The organism is Streptomyces sp. NBC_01476, from assembly GCF_036227265.1.
GTDB lineage: Bacteria > Actinomycetota > Actinomycetes > Streptomycetales > Streptomycetaceae > Actinacidiphila.
Map to the genome: position 1 here is coordinate 8,157,036 of NZ_CP109446.1, position 25,138 is coordinate 8,182,173.

Annotated in this window: 21 protein-coding genes and 1 pseudogene; 10 read left to right on the top strand and 12 right to left on the bottom strand. The window is 73.6% G+C overall.

What is annotated here, in order from left to right:
* Positions 1-50: 50 nt before the first annotated feature.
* The 7 genes from OG552_RS35385 to OG552_RS35415 all read right to left on the bottom strand — a co-directional run bounded on the left by OG552_RS35385 (position 51) and on the right by OG552_RS35415 (position 7,701).
* Positions 51-1,052, bottom strand: coding sequence for a proline racemase family protein (locus OG552_RS35385; protein ID WP_329140138.1), 1,002 nt, complete (start codon positions 1,050-1,052; stop codon positions 51-53).
* Positions 1,052-1,990 carry a dihydrodipicolinate synthase family protein gene (locus OG552_RS35390; protein WP_329140140.1) on the bottom strand — a complete coding sequence of 313 codons (939 nt, stop codon included), beginning with the start codon at positions 1,988-1,990 and terminating at the stop codon, positions 1,052-1,054. The genes OG552_RS35385 and OG552_RS35390 overlap by 1 nt, the downstream gene beginning before the upstream one ends.
* Complete coding sequence (locus OG552_RS35395) at positions 1,990-3,522, bottom strand: FAD-dependent oxidoreductase (RefSeq protein WP_329140142.1); 1,533 nt, start codon at positions 3,520-3,522, stop codon at positions 1,990-1,992. Before OG552_RS35395 ends, OG552_RS35390 begins: the two co-directional genes overlap by 1 nt.
* A complete protein-coding gene (locus tag OG552_RS35400; protein ID WP_329140144.1) occupies positions 3,519-3,848 on the bottom strand; it encodes a (2Fe-2S)-binding protein in 330 nt (109 codons plus the stop codon). The genes OG552_RS35395 and OG552_RS35400 overlap by 4 nt, the downstream gene beginning before the upstream one ends.
* A complete protein-coding gene (locus OG552_RS35405; RefSeq protein ID WP_329140146.1) occupies positions 3,845-5,074 on the bottom strand; it encodes an NAD(P)/FAD-dependent oxidoreductase in 1,230 nt (409 codons plus the stop codon). Before OG552_RS35405 ends, OG552_RS35400 begins: the two co-directional genes overlap by 4 nt.
* A gap of 158 nt (positions 5,075-5,232) precedes the next feature.
* Positions 5,233-5,838 (bottom strand): helix-turn-helix domain-containing protein, encoded by a 606-nt coding sequence (locus OG552_RS35410; protein WP_329140148.1) that lies wholly within the window; start codon positions 5,836-5,838, stop codon positions 5,233-5,235.
* 180 nt (positions 5,839-6,018) lie between these two features.
* Entirely contained in the window at positions 6,019-7,701 is a 1,683-nt protein-coding gene (locus OG552_RS35415; RefSeq protein ID WP_329140151.1) for an IclR family transcriptional regulator domain-containing protein, read from the bottom strand.
* A 184-nt stretch (positions 7,702-7,885) separates the two neighbouring features.
* On the opposite strand from OG552_RS35415, the gene OG552_RS35420 reads away from it, so the two are divergent.
* The 7 genes from OG552_RS35420 to pcaDC all read left to right on the top strand — a co-directional run bounded on the left by OG552_RS35420 (position 7,886) and on the right by pcaDC (position 14,680).
* Entirely contained in the window at positions 7,886-8,644 is a 759-nt protein-coding gene (locus OG552_RS35420) for a CoA transferase subunit A (RefSeq protein ID WP_329140153.1), read from the top strand.
* On the top strand, positions 8,641-9,288 hold the full coding sequence (locus OG552_RS35425; protein ID WP_329140155.1) for a CoA transferase subunit B: 648 nt from the start codon (positions 8,641-8,643) through the stop codon (positions 9,286-9,288). Before OG552_RS35420 ends, OG552_RS35425 begins: the two co-directional genes overlap by 4 nt.
* Positions 9,289-9,314: 26 nt before the next feature.
* The gene (locus OG552_RS35430) at positions 9,315-10,505 is read left to right on the top strand and encodes a thiolase family protein (protein WP_329140157.1); all 1,191 of its coding nucleotides are present in this window, start codon (positions 9,315-9,317) and stop codon (positions 10,503-10,505) included.
* A gap of 9 nt (positions 10,506-10,514) precedes the next feature.
* The gene (gene pcaH / locus OG552_RS35435) at positions 10,515-11,273 is read left to right on the top strand and encodes a protocatechuate 3,4-dioxygenase subunit beta (protein WP_443071116.1); all 759 of its coding nucleotides are present in this window, start codon (positions 10,515-10,517) and stop codon (positions 11,271-11,273) included.
* The gene (pcaG, locus tag OG552_RS35440) at positions 11,273-11,848 is read left to right on the top strand and encodes a protocatechuate 3,4-dioxygenase subunit alpha (protein ID WP_329140158.1); all 576 of its coding nucleotides are present in this window, start codon (positions 11,273-11,275) and stop codon (positions 11,846-11,848) included. The genes pcaH and pcaG overlap by 1 nt, the downstream gene beginning before the upstream one ends.
* A gap of 376 nt (positions 11,849-12,224) precedes the next feature.
* Entirely contained in the window at positions 12,225-13,565 is a 1,341-nt protein-coding gene (gene pcaB, locus OG552_RS35445; protein WP_329141363.1) for a 3-carboxy-cis,cis-muconate cycloisomerase, read from the top strand.
* Complete coding sequence (gene pcaDC / locus OG552_RS35450) at positions 13,562-14,680, top strand: bifunctional 3-oxoadipate enol-lactonase/4-carboxymuconolactone decarboxylase PcaDC (protein WP_329140160.1); 1,119 nt, start codon at positions 13,562-13,564, stop codon at positions 14,678-14,680. Before pcaB ends, pcaDC begins: the two co-directional genes overlap by 4 nt.
* Before the next feature lie 81 nt (positions 14,681-14,761).
* Here the strand turns inward: pcaDC and OG552_RS35455 are convergent, their stop codons facing one another.
* Positions 14,762-15,445: a hypothetical protein gene (locus OG552_RS35455; protein WP_329140161.1), complete on the bottom strand. Its 684-nt coding sequence runs from the start codon at positions 15,443-15,445 to the stop codon at positions 14,762-14,764.
* 162 nt (positions 15,446-15,607) lie between these two features.
* Between OG552_RS35455 and OG552_RS35460 the strand changes: the two genes are divergently transcribed.
* Positions 15,608-15,754 (top strand): hypothetical protein, encoded by a 147-nt coding sequence (locus OG552_RS35460; protein ID WP_329140163.1) that lies wholly within the window; start codon positions 15,608-15,610, stop codon positions 15,752-15,754.
* On the opposite strand, the gene OG552_RS35465 is transcribed toward OG552_RS35460, so the two are convergent.
* Positions 15,751-16,161: a winged helix-turn-helix transcriptional regulator gene (locus OG552_RS35465; RefSeq protein WP_443071117.1), complete on the bottom strand. Its 411-nt coding sequence runs from the start codon at positions 16,159-16,161 to the stop codon at positions 15,751-15,753. The genes OG552_RS35460 and OG552_RS35465 overlap by 4 nt on opposite strands.
* A 118-nt stretch (positions 16,162-16,279) precedes the next feature.
* Between OG552_RS35465 and OG552_RS35470 the strand changes: the two genes are divergently transcribed.
* Complete coding sequence (locus OG552_RS35470; RefSeq protein ID WP_329140165.1) at positions 16,280-17,149, top strand: SDR family oxidoreductase; 870 nt, start codon at positions 16,280-16,282, stop codon at positions 17,147-17,149.
* A 75-nt stretch (positions 17,150-17,224) separates the two neighbouring features.
* Positions 17,225-18,211, top strand: coding sequence for an SMP-30/gluconolactonase/LRE family protein (locus OG552_RS35475; RefSeq protein ID WP_329140167.1), 987 nt, complete (start codon positions 17,225-17,227; stop codon positions 18,209-18,211).
* Between the two features lie 537 nt (positions 18,212-18,748).
* Here the strand turns inward: OG552_RS35475 and OG552_RS35480 are convergent.
* From OG552_RS35480 to OG552_RS35490, 3 genes and pseudogenes are all read right to left on the bottom strand, one after another.
* Complete coding sequence (locus OG552_RS35480; RefSeq protein ID WP_329141367.1) at positions 18,749-19,630, bottom strand: chitosanase; 882 nt, start codon at positions 19,628-19,630, stop codon at positions 18,749-18,751.
* Positions 19,631-19,921: 291 nt separating this feature from the next.
* A pseudogene (locus OG552_RS35485) lies at positions 19,922-20,638 on the bottom strand (right-handed parallel beta-helix repeat-containing protein); the annotation flags it as partial.
* A gap of 348 nt (positions 20,639-20,986) precedes the next feature.
* Entirely contained in the window at positions 20,987-25,117 is a 4,131-nt protein-coding gene (locus OG552_RS35490) for a hypothetical protein (protein ID WP_329140169.1), read from the bottom strand.
* Between the last annotated feature and the right edge of the window lie 21 nt (positions 25,118-25,138).

Sequence of the window (25,138 nt, forward strand, 5' to 3'; positions counted from 1 at the left end):
GCAGCGTGCGGGCCGGCGTGGGAACGCCGGCCCGCCGTCACGGGACAGCGCTACAGGACGAACCCGTGCGGGAAGGGATCGGCCGGGTCCAGAAGGTAGTTGGCCGTGCCGGTGATCCACGCCCGCCCGGAGAACTCCGGTACCACCGCGGGCACCCCGGCGACCTCGGTGGTGTCCACCAGGCGCCCGGTGAACCGGGTCCCGATGAAGGACTCGTTGATGAACTCGGTGTCCAGCGGCAGTGCCCCGCGGGCATGCAGCTGCGCCATCCGCGCGCAGGTACCCGTGCCGCAGGGGGAGCGGTCGAACCAGCCGGGCTGGATGGCCATCGCGTTGCGTGAATGCCTGCCGTCGGAACCGGGCGCGAGGAACTGCACATGCTTGCAGCCGCGGATGAGGGGATCGAGCGGATGCCGGGGGAGGTTCTGCTCCTCCACCGCCCGGGAGATGGCGAGCCCCGCGGCCAGGATGTCGTCCTTGCGCGACCGGTCGAAGGGCAGGCCGAGGGCCGCCAGATCCACGATGGCGTAGAAGTTGCCGCCGTACGCCATGTCGTACGTGACCTCGCCGATGCCCGGCACGGACACCTTCGCGTCCAGTTCGAGCGCGAAGGAGTCCACATTGCGCAGGGTGACCGCTCCGGCGACGCCGTCGCGCACCGCCACCCTGGCCTCCACCAGACCGGCCGGAGTGTCCAGCCGCACCACGGTCTCCGGCTCGGTCACCGTGACCATGCCGGTCTCCACCAGCACGGTCGCCACGCCCACCGTGCCGTGCCCGCACATCGGCAGGAAGCCGCTGACCTCGATGTACAGCACGCCCCAGTCCGCGTCGTCGCGGATCGGCGGCTGCAGGATCGCACCGCTCATCGCCGAGTGCCCGCGCGGCTCGTCCACCAGGAACCGGCGCAGCTCGTCGAGATGACCGATGGCGTAGGCGCGCCGCTCGGCCATGCTGGCGCCCGGCACCGGAGGGACACCGCCGGTGACGACCCTGGTGGGCATGCCCTCGGTGTGCGAGTCGACCGCGCTGATGGTCCGGACACTGCGCATCAGGACCGCTGCCCTTCGGCGGTGAGGGCCGCGATGGCCTTGGCCATGTCGGCCTCGACCTGTTCGCGGTGGGCCGGCACCAGTGGCCCGCGGGGCGGGCGGCAGGGGCCGCCGTACCTGCCGACCATCTCCATGCCGAGCTTGATGGCCTGGACGAACTCCGTCCGCGAGTCCCAGCGGAAGGCGGCGACCAGCGGTTCGTACAGCGCCCGTGCCTCCGCCACCTTGCCGGCCCGCGCCAGTTCGAAGAGCCGCGCCGACTCGGCCGGGAAGACGTTCGGGAAACCGGCGAACCAGCCGGTCGCCCCCATCAGAAGACTCTCCAGCGCGACATCGTCGGCGCCGCTGATGACCTCCAGATCCGGAGCGTGCTCCTTGATCTCCAGCACGCGGCGCACGTCGCCGGAGAACTCCTTGACCGCGGCGACGTTGGGGATCTGGGCGATTTCGGCGAGCAGACCGGGGGTCAGGTCGACCTTGGTGTCCACCGGGTTGTTGTAGACCATCACGGGCAGTCCGACGGCGGCGACCGCCTCGAAGTGCGCGATGACCTCGCCCCGGTTGGCCCGGTACATCGTCGGGGGCAGGCACAGCACTCCGTCGGCGCCGTCCTCTGCGGCGGCCTCGGCCCACCGCACAGCCTGGTGCGAACCCACGCCGTGCACGCCGACGATCACCTTGCCGTGCCCGGCGACGGCCGCGATGGCGGTCCTGGCCACGGTCCTGCGTTCCTCGTCGGTGAGGGAGGAGTACTCGCCGAGCGAGCCGTTGGGGCCGACCCCGGCGCAGCCGTTGTCCACCAGCCAGCGGCAGTGCTCGGCGTAGCGGTCGTACGCCACGGCCAGGCCGGCGGGCGCCTTCGGATCGTCCCGGTACGGCAGTGCGGTGGCCACGACGACTCCGGTCAGGACGGCGGCCTGTTCTGCGCCGGCACTCATCAACTGCTCTCCTTCGGGGTGGGATGCGGGAACGGGGAGGGTGCTGGTCCGCCCGGCGGGCCGGGCGGCCTGGCCAGTTCACCCAGCCGGATGGGCTCGGCGACGGGCCGGTGGTGTACGCCCGGGGGCATCGGTGTCCCGGCCGGGTCGCCGGGCTGCCCGCGGTCGCCGGGCTGCCCGCCGGGGTGCCGGCGCAGTTCGGCGACCGTGGGTCCGCAGATCCGCCCCTGGCACGGCCCGAGACCCGCCCGGGTGGCGAGCTTCGCCACCCGCGCGTCGGTGGCGGCCGGATCGGTGGCGGCGGCGCACACCGCGGCGTAATCCGTCTCCTCGCAGCGGCAGATGACCGTGTCCGGGCGCAGCCAGCCGGGCCACGCGTGCCCGATCGGGTGGGCGCGGGCGAGCCGGGCGGCGAATGACCTGCCCTGGTCGCGCTGTGCGCGCAGCGCGCTGAGCGGGCGGGCCGCCCGGTCGCCGCCGCCGGCCGCCCAGCCCGCCACCGCGCCCTCGGCGCGGGCGGCCGGCGCGCCGGCGATGCCGGTGATCTCACCGCACGCGTAGACACCGGGGCAGCTGGTGAGCTGGTCGTCGTCCACCGCGACGAACGCCTCGGCCGAGGTGCCGCCGGGCACCGGCCGCAGCGCGCACCCGGCGGCCACCGCGAGTTCCAGCCGCGGGGTGAAGCCGTGGCCGACGCAGACGGCGTCCACGGCCGTCACCCGTTCGGTGCCCGGCACCACCGACCAGTCGGCCCGTACCCCGGCGGTGACGACCTCCTCGACCCGGTCGCCGCCACGCGCCTCGACGACCGCTCTGCCCAGCCGGCAGGGGACCCGGTGGCGGCCCAGTACGCGGGCGTAGGAGAGGAGTTCGCCGGTCTTGGCCGCTTGCGGTGCCAGCTCCCACGGACGGCGGAGCCAGCCGCGTGCCACCTGCCCGGCGCCCGCCGCCTCCAGCACCTCCACCACCCGCGACCCGGCCTCGGCCAGGGAGGCGGCCACCGGCAGCAGAAACGGCCCGGTGCCCGCGACCACCACCCGGTCCCCGATCACCAGGCGCTCCCCCTTCACCAGCGCCTGCGCGGCGCCCGCGGTGAAGACCCCCGGCAGGTCCCATCCGGGGAACGGCAGCACCCGGTCGTGGGCTCCGGTGGCGAGGACGAGTGCGTCGGGCGCCAGCACATGACGCCGTCGCGGGGATCCGGGCCCGCCGCGCAGGACGTGCACCGCCGGCGGTCCTGCCGCCGCCCCGGGCTCCCGGCGCTCCAGCGCCCAGACCGAACTGCCCGCCCACCAGGAGCAGCGCGGATGCCCCAGCACCCGGCGGGCGGCGCTGTCGAAAGAACGGTGGCCGTGCTGCACGGCCTCCGGACGGTCCGCCTCGTAGGCTTCGGGCAGCATGCGGTGGTACTGGCCGCCGGGCCGCTCCGACGCCTCGATCAAGGTCACCTCGGCGCCGGCCGCCAGCGCGGCGCCCGCCGCCGCGAGACCGCCGGGACCTGCCCCCACCACGACCACCTGACGGCGTGTCACCGGCCCTCCCCACCGGCCGCGGGGGCCGCGGCCCGGGACTGGGTGAGCACCGCGTCGCCGTCCCGGGCGCGGCGCAGGCAGGCACGCACGTCGCGCTCACCGTTCACGGTGACCAGGCAGTCGAAGCAGACACCGATGCCGCAGAATACTCCCCGGGGGGCGCCGGACCGGCCGGTCCGCCAGGACGTCCGGCCGGCCGCCAGCATCACCCCGGCCAGGCTCTGGCCCGCCACACCGGACAGCGGCACACCGTCGACGGTGATGCCGAGCGGCCGGTCCCGGCGCCGTACCGGATCGGACGCAGCGGGTACGAGCCTCGGACTCATGATTCCTCCTCGGTCGTGGTCTCCCCGTGGCCGTCCTGCGCGGTGCCGCCGGCCAGTACGGCGGGACGGTCCACCCGGAACGCGGTGGCGTCCATGGCCGGCGGTTCCCCCAGCAGCAGGTCACGCAGCAGCCGTGCGGTGCCGACGGACAGGCCGATGCCGGCCCCTTCATGACCGCCGGCGTGCCACAGCCCCGCCAGCCGGGGGTCGGGACCGATCACCGGCAGATGGTCGGGCACATACGGCCGGAACCCGCCGTAGGCGCGCATCACCGGGACGTCCGCCAGCGACGGGAAGAGGTGCAGCGCCTTCGCGGCGATGGCGGCGAGCACCTCGGGGCGGGTCCGGTCGTCGAAACCGACGCGGCGCCGCGAGGAGCCGAGCAGCACGCTGCCGCCGCGGGTCGCCTCGACCACCGCCGAGGTCTGCAGGTCCCCGGCTCCGCTGCCCACCGCGCCCACGTAGTCCGCGTCGTAGACCTTGTGGAAGACGGTGGGCGGCAGCGGCGTGGTGACGAGCACCTCGCCCCGGCGGGGCAGCACGTTCACCGGTGCGCCCAGCCGTACGGACAGCTCCCCCGACCACGGTCCTGCCGCGTTGACGAACACATCGCCCTCCAGCAGCCCCCGCGAGGTGCGGACGCCCGTCAGCCGTGACCCGCGGCTGACGGCGCCCAGCACCTCGCAGTCCGTGCGCAGTTCCGCTCCGGCGGCGAGGGCGTCGAGCAGCAGAACCGCGGCGGCGCCGGCCGGCTGCACCTGGGCGTCGTCGGGGTAGTACATCGCGGCGGTGTGGCGTTCGGTCACGAAGGGCTCGGCCGCGCGGAGCGCCCGGGCGTCCAGGACCTCGGCCCGTACCCCGGCCGGCCGCTGGGCCGCGGCGAACCGCAGGAGCCCTTCGGCTCCCTCGTCGGTGGTCGCCACCACGATGCCGCCCTTGGGTTCCCACTCGGCCGCCGCCACCGCTCCGGCGGCGCCGGCCGGCCGGCGCTCGGCGACCGACGCCAGTACCTCGGGCCACAGGCGCCGGGAGAGCCGGGCCAGTTCCAGCTCGGGTCCTGGGCCTTTGTCGGAGACGAGGATGTTTCCCTCGCCGTGCGAGGTGGTCGCGGCGGCGGCACCGGCCCGGTCGACGACGAGGACGTCGAAGCCCGCCACCGCGAACTCGCGGGCGCAGGCGGCGCCGACGATCCCGGCGCCCAGGACCACCAGCCGCGTGCGGGACACCGAGCCTCCTGCGTTCTGTATAGCGAACGGCTTTGAGACTATGACCAGGTACGGAGGGTGTCAACGGCCCTCGGCGCCGCCCGGGCGGCCGCCACCCGTTCGCTGTGCTGAACGGCGCCGGAGGCGGGCGGGCGACCGCATCAGTTGGGGCGGGCTCATCAGTGGGGTGGGCGCGCCTCGTGCGGGTTCTGCCGCGGCTCCCCTTGCCCCGACCGGTAGTGCAGCAGCAGGACCGAGCGCACCGGACCGTCGGGGGCGGCGTAACGGTGTGGCAGCGAGGCGTCGAAGGCGATGTAGTCGCCGGGGCCCAACTCGACCCGCCGGCCGTCCACTTCGGCGACCAGCAGTCCGGCCTGCACGATGGTGTGCTCGGTGCCCGCGTGCCCGAGCGACTGCTGCTGGGACTCGGCGCGTACCTGCTGGTCGTAGACCTCCACGATCACCCCGCCGGTGTCGATCCGCTGCAGGGCGCGCAGATCGACGCCCTCCCCGCTGAGCACCTCGGCCTCGGCGGCGCGCACCACCGTCACGGCCTCCGGATGTCTGGCGTCGATGAGGTCCGAGATGGGGACGCCCAGGGCCCGGGAGAGGCTGAAGACCGTCTCGATGGTCGGGTTGCCCGTCGCCGCCTCGACCTGGGAGAGCGTCGCCTTGCCGATCCGGGAGAGCCGGGACAGCTCGGAGAGTGACAGCCCGCGGCGCGTCCGCTCCCGTTTGAGATTGGCGGCCAGAATGTCCCGGACCGAACTGCTGGGGGACTTCACTCGGGCTCCTTCGGCTGCCACCTGCGTGCGTTCGACATACTGAACATACTCGGCGGAGCATCGAACGCGCTCCGGCACCTCGGCCGGCCTCCCCGAGTACCTGTGCCGACCTCCCCGCGCGGGCCGAGGACGTCGCGGCCAACCTCCCCGCGCGGGCCGAGGACGCCTCGCAGGTGACCGTCAGGGGATCGTCAGCTCCCGCCGCTCGCCGACGATTGCCAGGTCCGCGGCGATCCGCTCCGCCGCCGCTGTGGCGGCCGGCCGGATCCGGTCGAGCATCTGCTCCCGGCTGCCCCGGCCCGCGTGCTGGGCCACGTTGAGCGCCGCGACCACCCGCCCGTCAGCGCTGCGCAGGGGCACCGCGACCGACCGCAGGCCCTCCTCCAACTCCTCGTCCACCAGGGCGAATCCGTCCTTCCCCGCGGCCTCGATCGCCGCCGCGAGCTCGGCGGCTCCGGTACGGGTGTGCCGGGTCAGCCGCCGCGGGCGGACCCGGGCCAGGTATGCGGCCCGCCCGGCGGCCGGCAGGTCCGCCAGCAGCACCCGGCCCATGGCGGTCGCGTACGCGGGGAAGCGGGTGCCGACAGTGATGTTCACGCTCATGATCCGCACCGTCGCCATGCGGGCCACGTACCGTACGTCGTCACCGTCGAGCACGGCGACGGAGGAGGACTCGCCGAGGAGCGCGGTCAGCGCGGCCAGGTGCGGCTGCACGACATCGGTGAAGCCGAGGCCGGACAGCGGCGCGTACCCGAGGTCCAGCACCCGCGGGGTGAGGGTGAAGGTCCGCTGCCCGGCGCGGACATAGCCCAGGTGCGTCAAGGTGAGCAGCGACCGCCGGGCGGTGGCGCGCGGCTGCCCGGTGGCCTCCGCGACCCGGCTCAGGCTCAGGCCCTCGCTCCGGGTGCCCAGCGCCCGCAGTACGGCAAGGCCCCGGGCCAGCGACTGCAGGAACTCCGCGCCGAGCCGGTTTTTCAGCTCGCTTTCGTCGGCCGGCCGGGCAGGCCGGTTGCTCTCGTAGGGCGGGGCGTCCCGCAGCGAAGCCTCCATCCGGGCCGCCGTGCGGCGCAGGTGCGGCAGTGCGTGATCCGCCAGCGACGCGGCGCTGTGCCGGCTGGTGTGGCTGACCACGCTGAGGGCGCAGACCGCCGTGCCGGAGGCGTCCCGTACCGGGAGCGCCACCGCCACCAGGCCGGGCTCGATCAGCTGGTCGTCCACCGACCAGCCCTGCTCGCGGGCGGCTGCCACCCGTGCCAGGAACCGCCGCTCGACGGCAGCGGCGTCGAGCGGGCCGGACGGCGCGGGCACCGCGGGAAACCCGGTACCGCCCGGATCGGCCCGCAGCCGCTCCAGCCACCGCCGGCCGTCCTCGCCGCTCCAGCCGGCCGCGAAGAGCGGCCCGGGAGCGCAGCGTTCGGGTGGCAGCAGGTCGCCGATCCGGAAGGCGAGGGACATCGCCCGCCGGTGGATGACCTGGGTGATGAAGCGGACGCCGTCCCCGTCCGGCACGGCGAGCGACACCGACTCGTCCAGCGCGTCGGCGAGTTCGGCCGCGCAGGGGCCCAGCACGTCGGGCAGCCGGCAGCAGGCCAGATAGCCGCTGCCGAGCGTCATCGCCTGGGGCGTCAGCAGCAGATCGCGCCCCTCCGCCCGCAGGTAGCCGAGGCTGAGCAGGGTGGTGGTGATCCGGTCGACGGTGGAGCGGGCCAGACCGGTGGCGTGGACCAGGTCACCGGGGCGCTGCCGGCCCTCGGGCCCGGCGGCCAGGGCGCGCAGCACGGTCAGGCCGCGGTCGAGCGGCCCGACGATCCCCCCGGGGTCCGCGGATTCCGCGAGTTCCCCGGACCCCAGCTGCTGTGGCATGACGACTTCCCTCGCGGTTCGGGCACGGCCACGGAACCGTACCTGGTGACGCCTTCGGTGACGGCGCAGCCGTTGAAACCGCCGGCACCGTTGACACCGGTCCGGCTTCGGCGGAGACTGCCGGAGCGAACAATAATGAAGGATAGTTCATCAGGCGAACACCACTGGCGGGGCTGGTCGGTACATGGACAAAGTGATGGATTCCGCCGAGGCGGCGGTGGCGGACATAGGCGACGGCGCCTCCCTCGCGGTGGGCGGGTTCGGCCTCAGCGGCGTACCGGACGTGCTCATCCAGGCGCTGTACGCCCGGGGCTCCCGGGAGCTGGCAGTGGTCTCCAACAACTGCGGCGTCGACGGCGGCGGCCTGGGCGTCCTGCTTGCCGCCGGGCGGATCGGCCGGGTCACCGGCAGCTACGTCGGTGACAACAAGGAGTTCGCCCGCCGCTACCTCGGCGGCGAACTGGAGCTCGAACTCACCCCCCAGGGCACCCTCGCCGAGCGCCTGCGGGCCGGCGGCTGCGGCATACCGGCCTTCTTCACGCCCGCGGGTGTCGGCACCCCCGTCGCCGACGGCGGCCTGCCCTGGCGCTACGCCCCCGACGGCTCGGTCGCGGTCGCCTCCCCGCCCAAGGAGGTCCGCGAGTACGACGGCCGCGGCTACGTCCTGGAGCGCGCCATCACCACCGACTTCGCCCTGGTGCGCGCGGCCCGGGGCGACCGCCACGGGAACCTCGTCTTCAACAAGGCCGCCCGGAACTTCAACCCGCTGGCCGCGATGGCCGGCCGGATCGCCGTGGCCGAGGTGGAGGAACTGGTGGAACCCGGTGAACTCGACCCGGACCAGGTGCACCTGCCCGGGGTGTTCGTCCAGCGCGTGGTCGCGCTGACCCCGCGGCAGGCGGCGGCCAAGGGGATCGAACGCAGGACGGTGCGGGAGCGATGAGCTGGACCAGGAACGAGATGGCGGCCAGAGCCGCCCGCGAACTGCCGGACGGCGCCTACGCCAACCTCGGCATCGGCCTGCCCACGCTGGTCCCCAGCTTCCTGCCGCCGGGCGTGGACGTCGTCCTGCACTCCGAGAACGGGCTGCTCGGCGTGGGGCCTTACCCCACCGACGACGCCGTCGACCCGGACCTCATCAACGCCGGGAAGGAGACCGTCACCGTACTGGACGGCGCTGCCTTCTTCGACTCCTCGCTCTCCTTCGGCATGATCCGCGGCGGCCACATCGACATCGCCGTCCTCGGCGCCATGCAGGTCTCGGCGACCGGCGACCTCGCCAACTGGATGATCCCCGGCAAGATGATCAAAGGCATGGGCGGCGCCATGGACCTGGTGCACGGCGCCGCCCGGGTGATCGCACTGACCGAGCACACCGCCCGCGACGGCGCACCGAAACTGGTCACCGCCTGCTCCCTGCCGCTCACCGGGATCGCCTGCGTGCACCGCGTCATCACCGACCTCGGCGTCCTCGACCCGTCACCGGACGGGTTCACGCTCATCGAGACCGCCCCCGGCGTCACCCTCCAGGAGATCCGGCGGCGGACCGCGGCACCCGTCCGGACCGCCGGCGCCCCGGCCCGCTGACCCGCCCGTTCCCCAGGAGTTCCACCATGACCGAACACCCCCGCGACGTCTTCATCGTGGACGCCGTCCGCACCCCGGTGGGCAAGTACGGCGGCGCGCTCGCCTCCGTACGCCCCGACGACCTCGCGGCCCATGTCCTGCGCGCCCTCGTCGAGCGCACCCCGGAACTCGACCCGGCGCGGATCGGCGACGTCTTCTTCGGCAACGCCAACGGCGCCGGGGAGGAGAACCGCGACGTCGCCCGGATGGCCGTGCTGCTGGCGGGACTTCCGGTCACGGTGCCCGGCGTCACCGTCAACCGCCTCTGCGGCTCCGGCATGGAGGCGGTGATCCAGGCATACCGGGCCGTCGCCCTCGGCGATGTGTCCATCGCCGTCGCCGGCGGCGTCGAGTCCATGACCCGCGCCCCCTGGGTGCTGCCCAAGCCCGAACGGGCCTTCCCCGCCGGACACCAGCAGCTCCACTCCACCACCCTCGGCTGGCGGATGGTCAACCCCCAGATGCCCGAGGAGTGGACGATCGCCCTCGGCGAGAGCGCCGAACTCATCGCAGCCGAGCACGGCATCAGCCGCGACGACCAGGACGCCTTCGCGCTGGCCAGTCACCGCAAGGCCACCGCCGCGTGGGCGGCCGGCGCGTACGACCGCGAGGTCGTCCCGGTGCCCGGCGCGGCTCTCACCCGCGACGAGACGATCCGCGACAACGCCTCACGGGAAGCCCTGGCCGGGCTGAAGCCCGCCTTCCGCCCGGACGGCACCGTCACCGCGGGCAACTCCTCCCCGCTCAACGACGGCGCGAGCGCACTGCTCCTGGCCGACGCCGAAGGACTCAAGGCGGTCGGCCGTGAACCGCTGGCCAGGATCGGCGCCTCGGCAGTGGCCGCCATCGAACCGCAGTACTTCGGCCTCGCCCCGGTCGAAGCGGTCCGCACCGCCCTCGCCAGGGCCGGCCGCGGCTTCGACGACCTCACCACCTTCGAACTCAACGAGGCATTCGCCGCCCAGGCGCTGGGCTGCCTGGCCGGGTGGCCGGAACTCGACCCGGCCGTGGTCAACCCGCGCGGCGGCGCCATCGCCATCGGCCACCCGCTCGGCGCCTCCGGCGCCCGCATCACCGGAGCCGTCGCGCACCAACTCGCCGCCGCCGGCTCCGGAACCGGCCTGGCCGCCCTGTGCATCGGCGTCGGCCAGGGACTGGCACTTGTCCTGGAAAGGTGACCCGCGACCATGACCACCCTCCCCACCCAGCAGCACATCTCCCGCGAGATGGACCGGGAAGCCGCGGCCTACAGCGCGGCCGGCGCCGTACGCCACCACCCGGCCCGCTCCTACGCCCCCTACCGCAGCAGTGTGCTGCGCCACCCCCGGCAGCCGCTCGTCCCCGTCACCGACCCGGAGGCGGTCGAGCTGACCGGCCCCGCCTTCGGGGTCACCGACGTCACCGAGCTCGACGCCGACCTCACCCGCCGGCACCACGGCGAACCCCTCGGCGAGCGGATCACCGTCACCGGTGCCGTACGGGACCGCGCGGGGCGGCCCGTCGCCGGACAGCTCGTCGAGATCTGGCAGGCCAACGCGTCCGGCCGCTACGCCCACCAGCGCGACCAGCACCCGGCGCCGCTCGACCCCAACTTCACCGGCGTCGGCCGCTGCCTCACCGACGCGCGGGGCGGCTACACCTTCACCACGATCAAGCCGGGCGCTTACCCCTGGCGGAACCACACCAACGCCTGGCGCCCCGCGCACATCCACTTCTCCCTCTTCGGCACCGCCTTCAGCCAGCGCCTGGTCACCCAGATGTACTTCCCCGGCGACCCGCTCTTCCCCTACGACCCGATCCTGCACTCCGTCACCGACACCGCCGCCCGGGACCGCCTGGTCGCCACCTACAACCATGACCTGTCCGTCCCCGAGTTCACGCTCGGCTACCGCTGGGACATCGTCCTCGACGGCCCGGCCGCCACCTGGATCGAAGAAGGCCGCTGATGAGTTCACTCCTCCCCACCCCCTCGCAGACCGTCGGCCCCTTCTACGGCTACGCGCTGCCGTTCCCCGGCGGCGGCGACATCGCCCCGGTGGGCGACCCGTCGGCGATCACCGTCCACGGTCACGTCAGGGACGGCGCGGGCGACGCGATACCCGACGCCCTGCTGGAGATCTGGCAGCCCGCTCCCGGCGGCGGACGCACCGGCGTCCCCGGTTCCATGCGGCGCGATCAGGTCACCGGGGGCTTCGCCGGCCGCGACGGGGTGACCTTCACCGGGTTCGGCCGGATCGCCACGGACGCGGACGGCCACTGGGCGGTACGGACCCTGCCGCCGGGCGGTGTGCCATACCTGAGCGTCTGCGTCTTCGCCCGCGGCCTGCTCGACCACCTCTTCACCCGGATCTACCTCCCCGGCGAGCACACCGCGGACGATCCGCTGCTGACCGTCCTGCCGCCGGAGCGCCGGGCGACGCTCCTCGCGGCCGAGGAGACCCCCGGCACCTACCGCTTCGACATCCGCCTCCAGGGGCCGGGGGAGACGGTCTTCCTGGACTTCCGCGATGTCCTCCACTGACCCGGCCGCCCGCCGCCGGAACGCCCCTCGGGCGGCCGGCCCGGCGGCGCCCACCGCCGCGGGCCCCGGCACGCCCGGCCCGGACGTTGGCCCTGATGTTGGCGAGCAGCCTGGTGAGGACACGGGGCCGGACGTTCACCGGGACGTCGGCCTGGACACGGGCCCGAGCGTCGGCCTTGACGTTGACCCGGACACCGACCTGGGCACGGGCCCGGAGGTTCACCCGGGTGCTGATCCGGCGCGGGGCGGCGGGGTGCCGGAGGCCGAGGAGGTGCCCGGTGTGTCCGAGCCGTACGCGGTCGGGGCGGCGCGAGGCCCGGCGGCGGGCGCCGGGGCGCCTCCGGTCGGTGCCGCGGACGTCGTCGGCGACGTCGGCCTGTTGACGCCCGGGCAGGTGGGGGCGGCCGTGGAGGCCGTCACCGGGGACCTCGCCTTCCTGCAGGCGATGCTCGACGCCGAGACCGCGCTGGTCCGTGCCCAGGCCGCGCTGGGCCATGCCCCGGTGTCCGCGGCCGTCGCCGTCGCCGCGGCGGCCCGCGCCGAGCGGTTCGACGTACGGAGCCTGGCGCTACGCGCCCGGTCCGGGGGCAACCCGGTGATCCCGTTGGTCGCCGACCTCACCGCCGCCGTGCCCGCCGACGCCGCGCCGTATGTGCACCGCGGCGCGACCAGCCAGGACATCGTGGACACGGCCGCCATGCTCGTCGCCGCCCGTACCCTGCCGCTGATCCTGGACGACCTGGACCGTACCGCCGCGGCGCTGGCCGGCCTCGCGGCCGAGCACCGCGACACCCCGATGCCCGGCCGCACCCTCACCCAGCACGCCGTACCCACCACCTTCGGCCTCAAAGCGGCCGGCTGGCGCAGCCTGGTCCTGGACGCCGCCGACCGCCTCGCCGCCCTGCGTCCGCCCGCCCAACTCGGCGGCGCCGCGGGCACACTGGCCGCCTTCGAAGCACCGCCCGGCTCACCCGGCAGCGGCCCCGCGCTGATGACGGAGTACGCGCGCGTACTCGGCCTCGCCGCCGCCGGCCTCCCCTGGCACACGCTGCGCACACCGGTCGCCGACCTCGGCAGCGCCCTCGCCTTCACCGTCACCGCGCTCGGCAAACCGGCGGCGGACGTCCTGCTGCTGTCGCGTACCGAGACAGGCGAACTCGCCGAAGGCACCGGCGGCGGCTCCTCCGCCATGCCGCACAAGAGCAACCCGGTCCGCGCCACCCTGATCGCCGTGGCGGCCCGCCAGGCCCCCGCGCCGGCCGCCGTGCTGCTCGGGTCGGTCGTCGCGGAGGACGAACGCCCGGCCGGCGCCTGGCACGCCGAATGGCCGGCCTTGCGCCAACTCCTCCGACTGGCCGGGGGCGCGGCCCGTGACGCCGCCGAACTCACCGCGGACCTGCGGGTGGTCCCCGGACGCATGCTCGACAACCTGCACCGCACCAAGGGATTGGTGGCCAGTGAACGGCTCGCCGCCGAACTCGGCGCCCGGCTCGGCCGGGCCCAGGCCCGCGCACTGCTCGACCGCGCCACCCGCCGCGTCGTGGAGGAGGGCGTGACCCTGTCGGCCGCCCTGCGCTCGGAACCGGGCCTGCGGGACTGGCCGCCCGCCGACCGCCTGCGCGAACTCACCGACCCCGCCGCCTACGTGGGCTCGGCCGCCGCCCTCGTCGACCGGGCGCTCCACCGCGCCATGCCCGTCCGGAGGAAGAACCCGTGACCCCCATCCCGCACTACCGCACCGACGGCTCCGCTCAGGCGCCGGTCCTCGTCCTCGGCCCGTCGCTCGGCACCTCACTCGCCGTCTGGGACGCCCAGGTCCCCGCCCTCGCCCGCCGCCACCAGGTCCTGCGCTGGGACCTTCCCGGCCACGGCCGTTCGCCCGCGTCCCTGGTCACCGAGGGCGCCACCGTCGCCGACCTGGCCGCGCTGGTCCTGGCGCTCGCCGACCACCTCGGCGTCGAACGCTTCGCCTACGCCGGCATCTCGCTCGGCGGCGCCGTGGGACTCCACCTCGCGGTCCACCACCCGGACCGGGTCACCTCGCTCGCCGTGGTCTGCTCCTCGGCCCGCTTCGGGGATCCGGCCGGGTGGCAGGAGCGCGCGGCTCTGGTCCGGGGCAAAGGAACGCAGGCCGTCGCGGAGGCTACCGCCGGACGCTGGTTCACGCCGGCCTTCGCCGCACACCAGGCCGCCGTGACCATGATCGCCGACCTCCGTGCCGCCGACCCGGCCGGCTACAGCGCCTGCTGCGACGCCCTGGCGGCGTACGACCTGCGCGGCGAACTCACCGCGATCACCGCCCCGACCCTCGTCCTGGCCGGCCGCCAGGACCCCGCAACGCCGCCCGCGCACTCCCGCCAACTCGCCGACGGCATCGCGGAGTCGACCCTGCTGGAACTCCCCGGCGCCGCCCATCTCGCCCCGGTCGAACAGCCCGACGCCGTACTCACCGCTCTCCAGGGCCACTTCACCCCCACCGCCGCCGCGGGAACCGCCGTCCGCCGGGCCGTCCTCGGCGACGCCCACGTCGACCGGTCGGTCGAGCGCACCACCGCATTCACCGCCGACTTCCAGGACTTCATCACCCGCTACGCCTGGGGGGAGATCTGGACCCGCCCGGGCCTCGACCGCCGCACCCGCAGCTGCATCACCCTCACCGCGCTGGTCGCCCACGGCCACCAGACCGAACTCGCCCTCCACATCGAAGCCGCGCTCCGCAACGGCCTCACCCCCGACGAGATCAAGGAAGTCCTCCTCCAGTCGGCCGTCTACTGCGGTGTCCCCGCCGCCAACTCCGCCTTCGCGACCGCGCAGCGGGTGCTGGCCGGCTGACCCGGCCCCGGATGCGGGCCCCGTTGGGCCCGCATCCGTCGCCGTCGCCGTCGCCGCATCCGTCGCCGCCGCGCCCGGCGGTCAGGGCGACAGCGCGCCCATGAGGCGCCGCATCCCTTCGGTCAACGCCGGGTGGAACCGGTCGAGGCTGGGCATCTGCTGCGGGTAGCCATAGGCGTCCGAGGGGATGTCGTCGCCGGTCCACTGCTCGGTGGCGGCGAGATCGATGGTGAAGACGGCCCCGCCGTGCCGGACCGTCAGCGCCTGCTCCTGGGCGTTCCCGGTCAGCAGATACGCCTCGTCGCCGAGGTGGTCCACCGGGAAGACCTGATCGGTCTCGTCGGTGCCGGGAACGAGCACGGACGAGTCGAGGTTGGGTCCGTTCGGCCGGTTGCGGTCCTCGAACTCCGCGGTGGGATCGGTCTTCTTGTGCAGTTCGACGGTCACCGTGACCGTGTAGGAGTTCTTCCAGTGGTCCCGCACCGGCGCCTCCGCCGTGATGACGCACTGCGCCTGGCTGAGCGCGGACCCGGTCCTGATGTCCGCCGGGCTCGCGAAGAACCTGCTGGTCCGGAAGGCGTCGGTGAGCGGTTTGAGGTTGTAGCCGGCGCAAGGGGAGCCGGCGAGCCGGTAGCCGTGCAGATCGGGGGCCGAGGCATGGCCGTAGCCGGTGGACTGGAGCGTCAGCCCCCATATCGCGGAGGTCACCACCGCGGTGCCCAGCACCCAGGGCCACGGCCAGGTGTACGGCTGCCCGGGCTCCATGGTCACCACCTCACCCGGCGCTTGCGACCCCTCCGGCTCTCCCGCCATTTCCGGCTCGGTAATCATCCTGGCCCCTCCCGTAGTCGCTCCGACCACTGTATTTCGAGGCGGGGCGGCCCTGGTAGGGCGGCGATTTCCGCGGTGGCGGCCTGCGATCTCGTCATGATCAAGGGAGCGATGTCCGACCGCGCGGCCGGCCTGCCGGCCCCGGAACTGGCGCTGCTGGTCGGCGATTTCACCCATCGCCGGGATGTTCACGCTGACGCTGATCAGGGACTTCACACCCGCGATCGACCGTTGCCGTACTAACGTCCCGTGGTGCGGCCGTCGTACTCCTCGCGGGCGGCGAGGACTTCCTCGATGTACTGGACCGACCAGTCCGTGAGCGCCCTCAGGGGACCGCGCAGCGTCTGGCCGAGCGGGGTCAACTCGTACTCCACGCGGGTCGGCACCTCCGGGTACACCGTCCGCAGGACCAGTCCGTCGCGTTCGAGGGTGCGCAGCGTCTGGGTGAGCATCTTCTCGCTCACTCCCGCCAGCCGCTGCCGCAGTCGGGTGAACCGGCACGCTCCGTGCTTGCCGAGTTCGCCCAGCACGAGAACCGCCCACTTGCTGCCGATCTGGTCGAGCACGTCACGCGACGGGCAGCCGCGCGCGTACGGGTCCCATGACGGTATGGGCTCGATCACATCCTCGGCGGTCGCCACACTGCTCACCTCGATACTTTCTCCGGGGTTGCCACCTTACCGCGAAGTGGCTCCTTACCAAAAGAGAGTGACCAGGTCACCCTGGGTTTCGTGCCGCGGGAGGTCCGCGGCAGGAAGGGGCGATCTCATGTCAGTCGTCGTCACCGGAGCCTCCGGCCAACTGGGCAGGCTCACCGTCGAAGCACTGCTGGCGCGCGGAGTGCCGGCCTCGGACGTCGTCGCGACCAGCAGGGACATCACCAGGACCAAGGATCTCGCCGACCGCGGCGTCGTGGTACGCCGGGCCGACTTCGCGGACCCGGACAGTCTCGCGGCGGCCTTCGAGGGCGCGGACAAGCTGCTGCTGATCTCGACCACGACCGTGGACGAGCGGGTCGCCAACCACCGCCGCGCCATCGACGCCGCGGTGGCGGCAGGCGTGTCACTGGTGGTGTACACGAGCATGTCGCACGCGGACACGGCCACCACGGTCCTCGCCGCCACCCACCGCGCCACGGAGGAGTACCTGCGGCAGCGCACGGTCCCCAGCGTGATGCTGCGCAACAGCTGGTACCTGGAGAACTACACCGCCCAGCTGCCCCTGTTCCTCCAGCACGGCGCTGTCGTCGGGGCCGCGGGCGAGGGAAGGGTCAGCGCCGCGACCCGCGCCGACTACGCCGACGCCGCCGCGGTCGTGCTGACCACCGAGGGCCATGCCGGCGCGGTGTACGAGCTGGGCGGCGACCAGGCGTTCACCCTGGCCGAGCTCGCCGCGACGGTCTCCGCCGCCACCGGGAAGCAGATCACCTACACCGATCTGCCGGCGGAGAAGCTCGCCGAGGCGCTGACCGGCGCGGGCCTGCCCGCCGAGCTGGCGCATGTCCTCGCCGACGCCGACCTCGGCCTGGGCCGCGGCGAGCTGTTCACCGGCTCCGGCGACCTGCGGCGCCTGATCGGACGGCCGACCACGTCCCTGGCCGACGCGATCGCCGACGCGCTCGCCGACGCGCTGCGCTGACAGGCCGCCGCCCACCGACCCGCTCTTCCCACCTGCCCACGTCCCTCCCGGTCACCCGGGGAAAGGTCCTTCACGATGTCCACCCGCACCACCGCGCACGCCCCTTGGCGGCGCACGCTCCTCACCCTCACCGCGACCTCCGCCGCCCTGGCGGCTTCCGCGCTTCCCGCCGCCGCCGCGCCCGCCCAGGACCACGGGGGCAACAGCCACACGATCACGGTCAACGGCAGCCGGGCCTTCCCCGAGAGCGTCGCGGCCGACCGCCACTACGTCTACACCGCCAGCATCGCCGACGGCACCGTCTACCGCGGGCGCCCCGGGGCGACGACACTCGACCCCTTCCTGCCGGGCGGCCAGGACGGCCGTACCCAGGCCACCGGGATCAAGACCACCGGCAACCGCCTGCTGGTCGCCGGCGCCTTCACCGGGCGCTTCTTCGTCTACACGAACACCGGGAAGCTCGTTTCCTCCTACACCGTCCCTGACACGGGCGAGTCGACCCTCGTCAACGACGAGACCGTCACCCCCGACGGGGACGTCTACATCACCGACTCCTTCCGCGCCGTCGTCTACCGGATCCCGGCCGCCGAGGTGAACGCCCCCGCCACCGGCGCCCACCGGACCCTGCAGGTGGCCTACCGCCTGCCGGACTACGTGGCCGGCCAGTCCAACGGCAACGGCATCGTCACCACCCCCGACGGCAGGTCGCTGATCATCGGCTACTGGTACAGCGGCGCGCTCTACCGGCTCACCCTCGCCACCGGCGAGATCCGCAAGATCGCCGCACCGGCCCTGGCCAGCGCCGACGGGATAGCACGGCGAGGGAACACCCTGTACGTCGCCCGGTCCGTGAACAACGAGGTCGACGCCGTACGGCTGTCCGGCGACGCCACCCGGGCCGCCGTCGTCTCCACCCGCACCTACCCCGGGGCCGACACGACCACCGGCGTCGCCGTCAGCGGACACCAGCTGCTGGTGACCAACTCCCAGATGGACACCTTCCTTTACGGCGATCCGCAGACCAGCCCGGTCTTCACCCTCGAAAGCCTGCCGCTGCGCTGACCTCGCACCATCGGTTCGGTTCGGTTCGGTTCGGTTCGGTGCTCTGCTCGCGGCCCGGTCGGAGATCAGTCCGCTGATCGCCCGCCGGGCCTGGGCGAAGGCGTCGGCGCATCCGGGCCCACTGCTCGGGTGAGACGCCGGCAAGCCCGGCGGAGGGGCCCCGCGCAACACCGTAAGCAGCCCGGCGCGCGGTTCCCGGCCTGCGGGGGCGTACCGTCTGGTGCAGGATGTCGCAGACGGCAGCCCGGAAATCGCCGGGCCCGCTCGCGCATGCCGGCCGGCTCACCGGGGCATCCGACAGATCGCCACTCACCGCACCCTGGGGGAAATCCTTGGATACTTCGCTCTTCTCCGATCCGGAACAGGCCGCACCCACGTCGGGATCGGGAGCGCCGGTGCCGGCCAACGACCCCTTCAGCGCCCCGGCTGTCGACCCGGGGCCGGCGGCCGATTCCGTGGACTGCCAGTCGGACGAGTGACAAGAACCGGTCCCGCCCGCCGCCCCCCGTGTGAGCGGCGGCCGGGACCGGAGCGCGGTCAGCTCTTGATGCTGTAGCTGTCGCCGTACGTCTTCCAGCTCAGCGGCGGGTCGAGGTCCAGATTGCCGGCCTGCAGGAAGACCCGCTGTTCGGTGTCCACCCTGCTGGTGTCGTCGTGGGCCGCCTCCGTGCGCATCGCGGCCTTGCGGGCGTCGAGGAAGGCGTTGAGGTAGGTGGTCTCGTTGCCGCCCTGGGCCGGGGTCCTGGCCTTCTTCATGGCGGTCTTGCGGATGCCGCCGAAGCTCACCGGGTCGTCGCCGGGGCCGTGCATCACGATGGCGTCGTAGTAGATGAACTGGCCCAGCGCCCGCAGACCGTCCGCCTTCGCCTGCTGGACGGCCGGATTGAAGTAGACCCGGTCCCGTTCGCTGTTCTGCGCGGCCTGGAAGACGGTGTCCTTGGCGGCGGTCTTCCAGTCGTTGACGAAGGCGGTGCCGAGGCCCGCGTGGGAGTCCGTGCCATTGACCTTCTTCAGTGCCGGCAGGTACTTCGCCAGGACGTTGCCGGGTTCGGTGGCGGTGTACGCCTGGACGAGTTCGAGCATGTCACCGGTGCCGGAGCAGAAGCCGATGATGCCGGCGGTGTAGCCGCGGCCGTCGCCGATGTCCTCGATGTACCGGTACTGGGCCTTCCAGTCGAGCGAGGAGTTCTCGGCGGAGCTGACCAGCTCCATCGCGATCTCCTTCTTGCGGGGGTCGGTGAGGCCGGCCGCGGCGCCGGCCGAGGCCGTGGGCCCGGGCCGCGTCGCGGTCGCGGTCGCCGTCGGGCTCGGCGGGGCGGAGGTGGCCGGCCTGGTCGGCTTGGGGGTCGGCTTGGGGGTCGCCGTGGTGGCGGTCGGCGCCGGAGTGGCCGGGGCCCTGGTGGTGCCGACGTTGGTCAGGCCCTTGCCGCCGGTGGAGGTGTTGGACGCGGCCACGGTGTTCTTCGCGGCGCAGTGGCTGTTGTCGGTGACACTGATGCCGTAGCCGGGGGCGCCGCCGAGGGTGAAGGCGTTGCCGGTGAAACTGTTGCCGCAGCCGTACGAGGCGTAGGCATTGTGGACCTGGAAGCCGTCGGTGTGCGGGTGGCTGACGGTGTTGCCGGCGATGCGGTAGCCGTCCCCCTTGACGTCGATGGTCGAGTCGCCGGAGTTCTTGTTCTGCTCACCGGTGCCGTCGAGGGTGTTGCCGCTGACCGTGCCGCCCTTGGTGCCTTCCTTGATGTCGATGCCCTCGGCGGCGACGTGCGGGCCGATCCGGTTGTCGATCACCTGGACATGGTCGGAGGCGTCGACACCGGTCGGCCCGGCGAACTGGCCCCAGTTGCTGTTGGCCGAGCCGATGTAGACACCCTCCCCGTAGGAGGGCTGGGTGGTGCCGGTGTCATGGATGGTGGAGTTCCGGATCACCCCGTAGGAACTGCCGGAGCGGAAATGCACGCCCTCGTCATTGATGTGGTGCACCGTCACCGTGTCGATGGTCGTGTGCGGCGAGGCATCCATGACGATGCCCTTCTTCGCGTTGTCCACGGTGAAGCCGGTGAGATTCCAGTACGGAGCGCCGTTCAGCCACAGGCCGTAGCCGTTGCCCCCGGAGGAGGTCAGTACCGCGCCGGCGCCGCCGGACAGGGTGATCGGGGCCGCGGCGGTGCCGTCGGCGGTGATCTTGAACTGCCCTGCGTAGGTGCCGTTGGCCAGCTTGATGGTGCTGCCGGGCTTCGCCGCGGCCAGCGCGGCCTTGAGCTGGGAGGCGGTGGAGACACTGGTCGTCGCGGAGCGCGGTGCCGACGTCGAGGCCATCGCCTGGATCCCGGTGAGGGTGAGCGCCGCGATACCGAGGATCGAGGCTCCGGTGACCACCGCGGGGTGCCGGGGTTTACGACGCCGGTGGCCAGGTGCACGAGAGGCCATGAGGGGTGTCTCCTGGGGGGATGGGTACGGGCAGCGGCGAACCGGACGGCGGCGCCCAACCGATGACGTGCGGGGAAGGGGAATTCCCGCGGCCGGGAAAACCGGTGAACCCGGCCCGCGGTGTCTGCCGAGATCCTGGCGTCGCGCTCGGAAACCCGTCAAGCCGGGGAGAACGCCCACCGGAGTTCATAATCCGGCTTACGGCGCTCTTAAGGCTGCCTTAATCGAGGTTGCGCCGGCATTTCCCGATCGGGAGAGAATTTCCCTTTCCTGCCCGCGCCGTGGAGCGGACGCGGGTGTCCCCGGCCACCGAAGCGGCCGGGGACACCCGCTCTGCGCAGTGCTCGGTCAGTAGGAGAACTGCTGGATCTGGCTGTCGTACGCGGCGTACGTCCAGCCGGTCCGGGTCGCCGGGTCGAGCTGGAGGGAACTCATCTCCCCTCCGTGGACGAGCGGGCCGCCGTGCGCGTCCACGGCGAAGCCGGGCAGGGTGCGCAGCACGGTGCCGGTGGTGAGATCGACCAGCAGCAGCTGACCGGTCGCGTTGTTGTCGACGACCAGGCCCTGCTGTGACCCGAAGTACGCGGTGCCGGCCGGGGACGGGTACGAGACGACGGCCAGTTGGTGGACGCCGTCGACGGCGAGCGCGACCGGGAGGCCCTGACGGACCGGGATCGCGTCGCCCTGGGTGCCGGCGGGCTCGGCGAGAGCGGTCAGCACGCTGCTGGGCACGATCTTGGTGCTGATCGCGGTGGCCGAGAGGTTGTACAGGGTGCCCGCGCCGTCCGAGGCGAAGCCGTGACTGCAGCCGGAGGCCGAACCGGCACCCGTGACCGTACGGGCCACCAGGTCCACCTTCGCCACGGTGACCCCGCCGAGGCAGATGAACGCGGGCGCGCCCTTGGCCAGGTAGACGGCGCCGGTGGAGGCGTCGACGGTCATCAGGCTGTACGTGCCGGCCGGCACCCCGTCGGGGTCGGCGGGTATCGGCGCGCCGGTGGCTCCGGAGGCGAGGTCGACCGGCAGCACCAGGTCGCTGTTGCCGGCCACCGAGCGCAGCAGGACGGCGCCGCGTCCGTGTGCCGCGTCCACCTGGCCGACGACGAACGTGTACGTGGCGGCGGGGAGCTCTGTGGCGCCGACGAGCGTGTCCTTGACGGTGTTCCAGGTCTCGACGCGGACATCACCGCCGGCCGCCGCCTGGTGGACGAGGAGCGTACGGTCGCTGCTCGCGCCGAGCACCTCGTAGTCGGAGGAGGTCCCGTCGTCCGAGGTGATGACGGCGCCGTACTTCCCGGTCGCCGGGTCGTAGTGCCGCACCTCCGTGCCGCCCGCCGTGGTGCGCAGGGCGGCGATCGAGTGGTGGCCGGCCGCGGTGAAGGTGAGCACCGTGCTGCCGTCGGGCGCGGGTCCGTCGTCCACCGAGAGACTGGACAGCGGTGACGCCTGGCCGATCACCCGGTGGTCGCGGTCGAGCGCCAGCACCCGCACGCCGTACACCTCGGAGGTGGACAGCCCCAGCGCGAGCGCGTCGAGCCGCGCCGAGCCGGCGGCGGCCGGCAGGGCGCGGTGGGTGGTGGAGGGGGTGTTCACCCCGTCGTCGTCGAGCCCGGTGCCGTTGGTGTTGGTGAAGGTGTTGAGGGAGCCGTTGACCGTCGGGCCGGGGGCGGAGAACTCCACCTCGGCGTACCGCGCGCCCTTGACGTCCCGCACGTCGTACCGCAGCCAGAACTCCGGTGCGCTGCGGGTCACTTCGGCGGTGTAGCCGGTGGCGCCGCCGGCGCCGGTGAGCAGCGGCGCGCCTGCCCGGTCCGCGGCTGTGCCGCCGCTGACCCGGATCGGGGCGAACTCGCCGTAGGAGACGAACTGCGGGGCGCCGCCGAAGCCCGCCTCGGCTATGCCGATGCCGTAGATCCCGCCGCCGCCGTCGAAGGCCGCCGCCGGGATGGTGACGGTGCCGGTGGTGGCGGTGAGTTCCTGGTGCCAGGCGGCGCTGAAGATCGGGCCGAGCGACGGGTTCCAGTGCCCGACGCCGGAGACCACCAGATGCGGGGCGTCGGTGCCCACGACGCCCGCCAGGTCGTACGACACGGTGACCGCGTGCCCGGCCGCCACGACGGCGGGTGCGTGCGGTGCGGTGGCCTCCGCGTAGGTGCCGTCGCTGGGGCCGACGGTGAGCGTACGGTGGACGCTCGCCACGGTCCGGCCGCCGCGGACGACGGCGTAGGTCACGGTCACCGAGCGGTCCTCTGCGGACACCACCGGCAGGTGGGCGGCGGCCAGCAGCTGACGCGGCGTCACCCGAATCGCCGCAGAGGCGGACCGGAAGACCTGGCGGCCCACGGTCAGGGTGTACGACGCTCCGGCGCCGTCCAGGCCGGTGACGTCGCCGGCGAAGGTGACAGGACCGACCAGGCCCTCACCGTTTCCGCCCGACGAGACATCACCGAGGTCGATCCGGTCCGGGTCGGTGGTCTCCGTGAACGAGCCGCCGAGGCCGCCGCCGGTCACCCGGTGGGCGACCGACAGCCGTACGATCGCCGGTCCGCCCGCGGCAGGACGGCCCAGCGCCTTCTCGGCCGCCGCGGTCACGTCGATCTGCGGCCCGACCCGCAGGGTGCGGTCGATCTGCGGCGGGGTCGGCACCGCCCGGCCGGTCTGCTCCAGCACGGTACGGACCTGGGTGGGGGACAGGTGGTGCCCGCCGAGGCGGCTCGCCTGGAGGACCACCGCGGCGGCCGCGGCGATCTCCGGTGCGGACGCCGACGTGCCGCCGTTCAGCGAGGCGATGACGTCCTGGGCGGAGCCGCCGGCGGCGTGCGAGAGGGCGATGATGTTGTCGCTCGGCGCCGACAGGTCCACCCGGCTGCCGAAGCCGGAGGAGAAGGTGCCGAAGCCGCTGATCCGGGTCTCGGCCGTGGTGGCCGGGCCGTCGGTGCCCTGGGCGAGGGTGTCGTCGAGTGTGGTGCCGCCGGCCGCGATCGCTCCGCTGTCCGGCACCCGGGAAGGAGCGGTGGAGCCGGCGTCGTCGTCGATCGTGGTGGCGGTGGCGCCGCTGGGGGCGGTGTCGGTGGCGGTGCTGCCGCCGTCGGGGCCGACCGGCGCCGGAGTGTAGAGGCGGGTTCCGTCGTTGGAGGAGATCGACACCACGATGCCGTCGTGCCGCACGATCGAGGCGACCACGGAGCGCACGACCGGGTCGTCCTCCAGGTACCGTCCCGGCAGGCCCTGGGCGTCGGTGCCGAAGCCGAGACTCGCGGTGATCACCTGCGGCTTGGGCGACTGGTGGGCCGCGGCCAGCAGGGCGCCCGCGATCCGGTCGGTGGTCGGCTGCTCGGGGACCACCAGCCGGTAGTGCGCCCCCGGCGCGATGCCGAGCAGGTCGGTGTACCCGCTGCCGACGGCCGCCGGGCGCTGCTTGTCGTGGGGGAGCGGAGCCATCACGCCGAAGTCCAGCATGACCTCGTCCAGCGACGGGTCCTGGTTCTCGGTGGCGGCGGCGCCGTCCAGCCCGCCGGCGTCCTTGGCGACGTAGGCGGGGATCAGCGGCATCGAGGGCAGGTCGAGGTAGCGCTGCCCGCCGCTGAGCACCGTGGTGGGGCCGTTGGACTGGACGTAGGAGTCGCCGTTGTCGGCCATCGACTGGTCGGTGAGGTCGCCGATTGACACATTGGTGATGGTCTCGCCGGCGCCGGGCTGCTGGCCGTAGCGGCCCTGGAGGAGTGAGAAGGCGCCCACCGCGTCCACTCCGCCGGCGTTGAGGAACGCCTGGGCGGAGGTGGACAGGGCGTAGTTGTCCGGCACGGCCGCGGGTTTTCCGGTGGCGGGCGGGCCCGCGGGGGCCTTCCCGCCGGCCGCCTTTCCCGTGTCGCCCTTCCCGGTGGCGCTCTTCGCCGTGGCACCCGAAGGCAGCGGCTGGGCACCGCTGTTCATGGTGTTCACGTAGCGGTCGGGCTCGGCGTCCGCCACCCCGGGGGCGCCCTGGAGGGCTTTGGCGACAGCCGCCGAATCCTTGTTGCCGGTGTGCACGACGTAGGTGCGGGCGAGATCGGAGGCGTCGGCGCCGAGCTGCGAACGCGCCGCACCGGTGGTCGCGGCCACGGTCGCCGGAGCGACGCCCGGCAGCAGCGGCTGGAGCGAGGTGACACCCGCCGCCCGCAGCCGCGCGTCGAGGCCGGCGTTGCTGGTCCTGGGGGTGCGGGCGGCCAGCCGGGTGCCGGGCAGCGGCGAACCGGTCACCGAGGTGCCGGCGTCGAGGGTGACCAGCACGCTGCCGGGGACGGCGCCCTGCCGCTGCTTGGGTGGCGGCTGCGGCGAGGCGGCCTTCGCCAGGCCGGACAGGGCGGGCGCGGGCTTCGCCGCGGGCGCCGCCGACGCGGACACCGGTACGGCGACGGAGGCGGACACAGCCGCGGCGACCGCGGCCACGGCGACGGTCGCGCGGCCGAGGCGGCCGGCTGGCAGATGGGACCGGTGCATGGGACACCTTCCGGCGAGGGG

Excerpts from the sequence above, each read along its gene's own strand:
- OG552_RS35385 (WP_329140138.1), bottom strand. The coding sequence starts at position 1,052 with ATGCGCAGTGTCCGGACCATCAGCGCGGTCGACTCGCACACCGAGGGC.
- OG552_RS35390 (WP_329140140.1), bottom strand. The coding sequence starts at position 1,990 with ATGAGTGCCGGCGCAGAACAGGCCGCCGTCCTGACCGGAGTCGTCGTG.
- OG552_RS35400 (WP_329140144.1), bottom strand. The coding sequence starts at position 3,848 with ATGAGTCCGAGGCTCGTACCCGCTGCGTCCGATCCGGTACGGCGCCGG.
- OG552_RS35415 (WP_329140151.1), bottom strand. The coding sequence starts at position 7,701 with ATGCCACAGCAGCTGGGGTCCGGGGAACTCGCGGAATCCGCGGACCCC.
- OG552_RS35420 (WP_329140153.1), top strand. The coding sequence starts at position 7,886 with ATGGACAAAGTGATGGATTCCGCCGAGGCGGCGGTGGCGGACATAGGC.
- OG552_RS35425 (WP_329140155.1), top strand. The coding sequence starts at position 8,641 with ATGAGCTGGACCAGGAACGAGATGGCGGCCAGAGCCGCCCGCGAACTG.
- OG552_RS35430 (WP_329140157.1), top strand. The coding sequence starts at position 9,315 with ATGACCGAACACCCCCGCGACGTCTTCATCGTGGACGCCGTCCGCACC.
- pcaH (WP_443071116.1), top strand. The coding sequence starts at position 10,515 with ATGACCACCCTCCCCACCCAGCAGCACATCTCCCGCGAGATGGACCGG.
- pcaG (WP_329140158.1), top strand. The coding sequence starts at position 11,273 with ATGAGTTCACTCCTCCCCACCCCCTCGCAGACCGTCGGCCCCTTCTAC.
- OG552_RS35455 (WP_329140161.1), bottom strand. The coding sequence starts at position 15,445 with ATGGAGCCCGGGCAGCCGTACACCTGGCCGTGGCCCTGGGTGCTGGGC.
- OG552_RS35460 (WP_329140163.1), top strand. The coding sequence starts at position 15,608 with ATGATCAAGGGAGCGATGTCCGACCGCGCGGCCGGCCTGCCGGCCCCG.
- OG552_RS35470 (WP_329140165.1), top strand. The coding sequence starts at position 16,280 with ATGTCAGTCGTCGTCACCGGAGCCTCCGGCCAACTGGGCAGGCTCACC.
- OG552_RS35475 (WP_329140167.1), top strand. The coding sequence starts at position 17,225 with ATGTCCACCCGCACCACCGCGCACGCCCCTTGGCGGCGCACGCTCCTC.
- OG552_RS35490 (WP_329140169.1), bottom strand. The coding sequence starts at position 25,117 with ATGCACCGGTCCCATCTGCCAGCCGGCCGCCTCGGCCGCGCGACCGTC.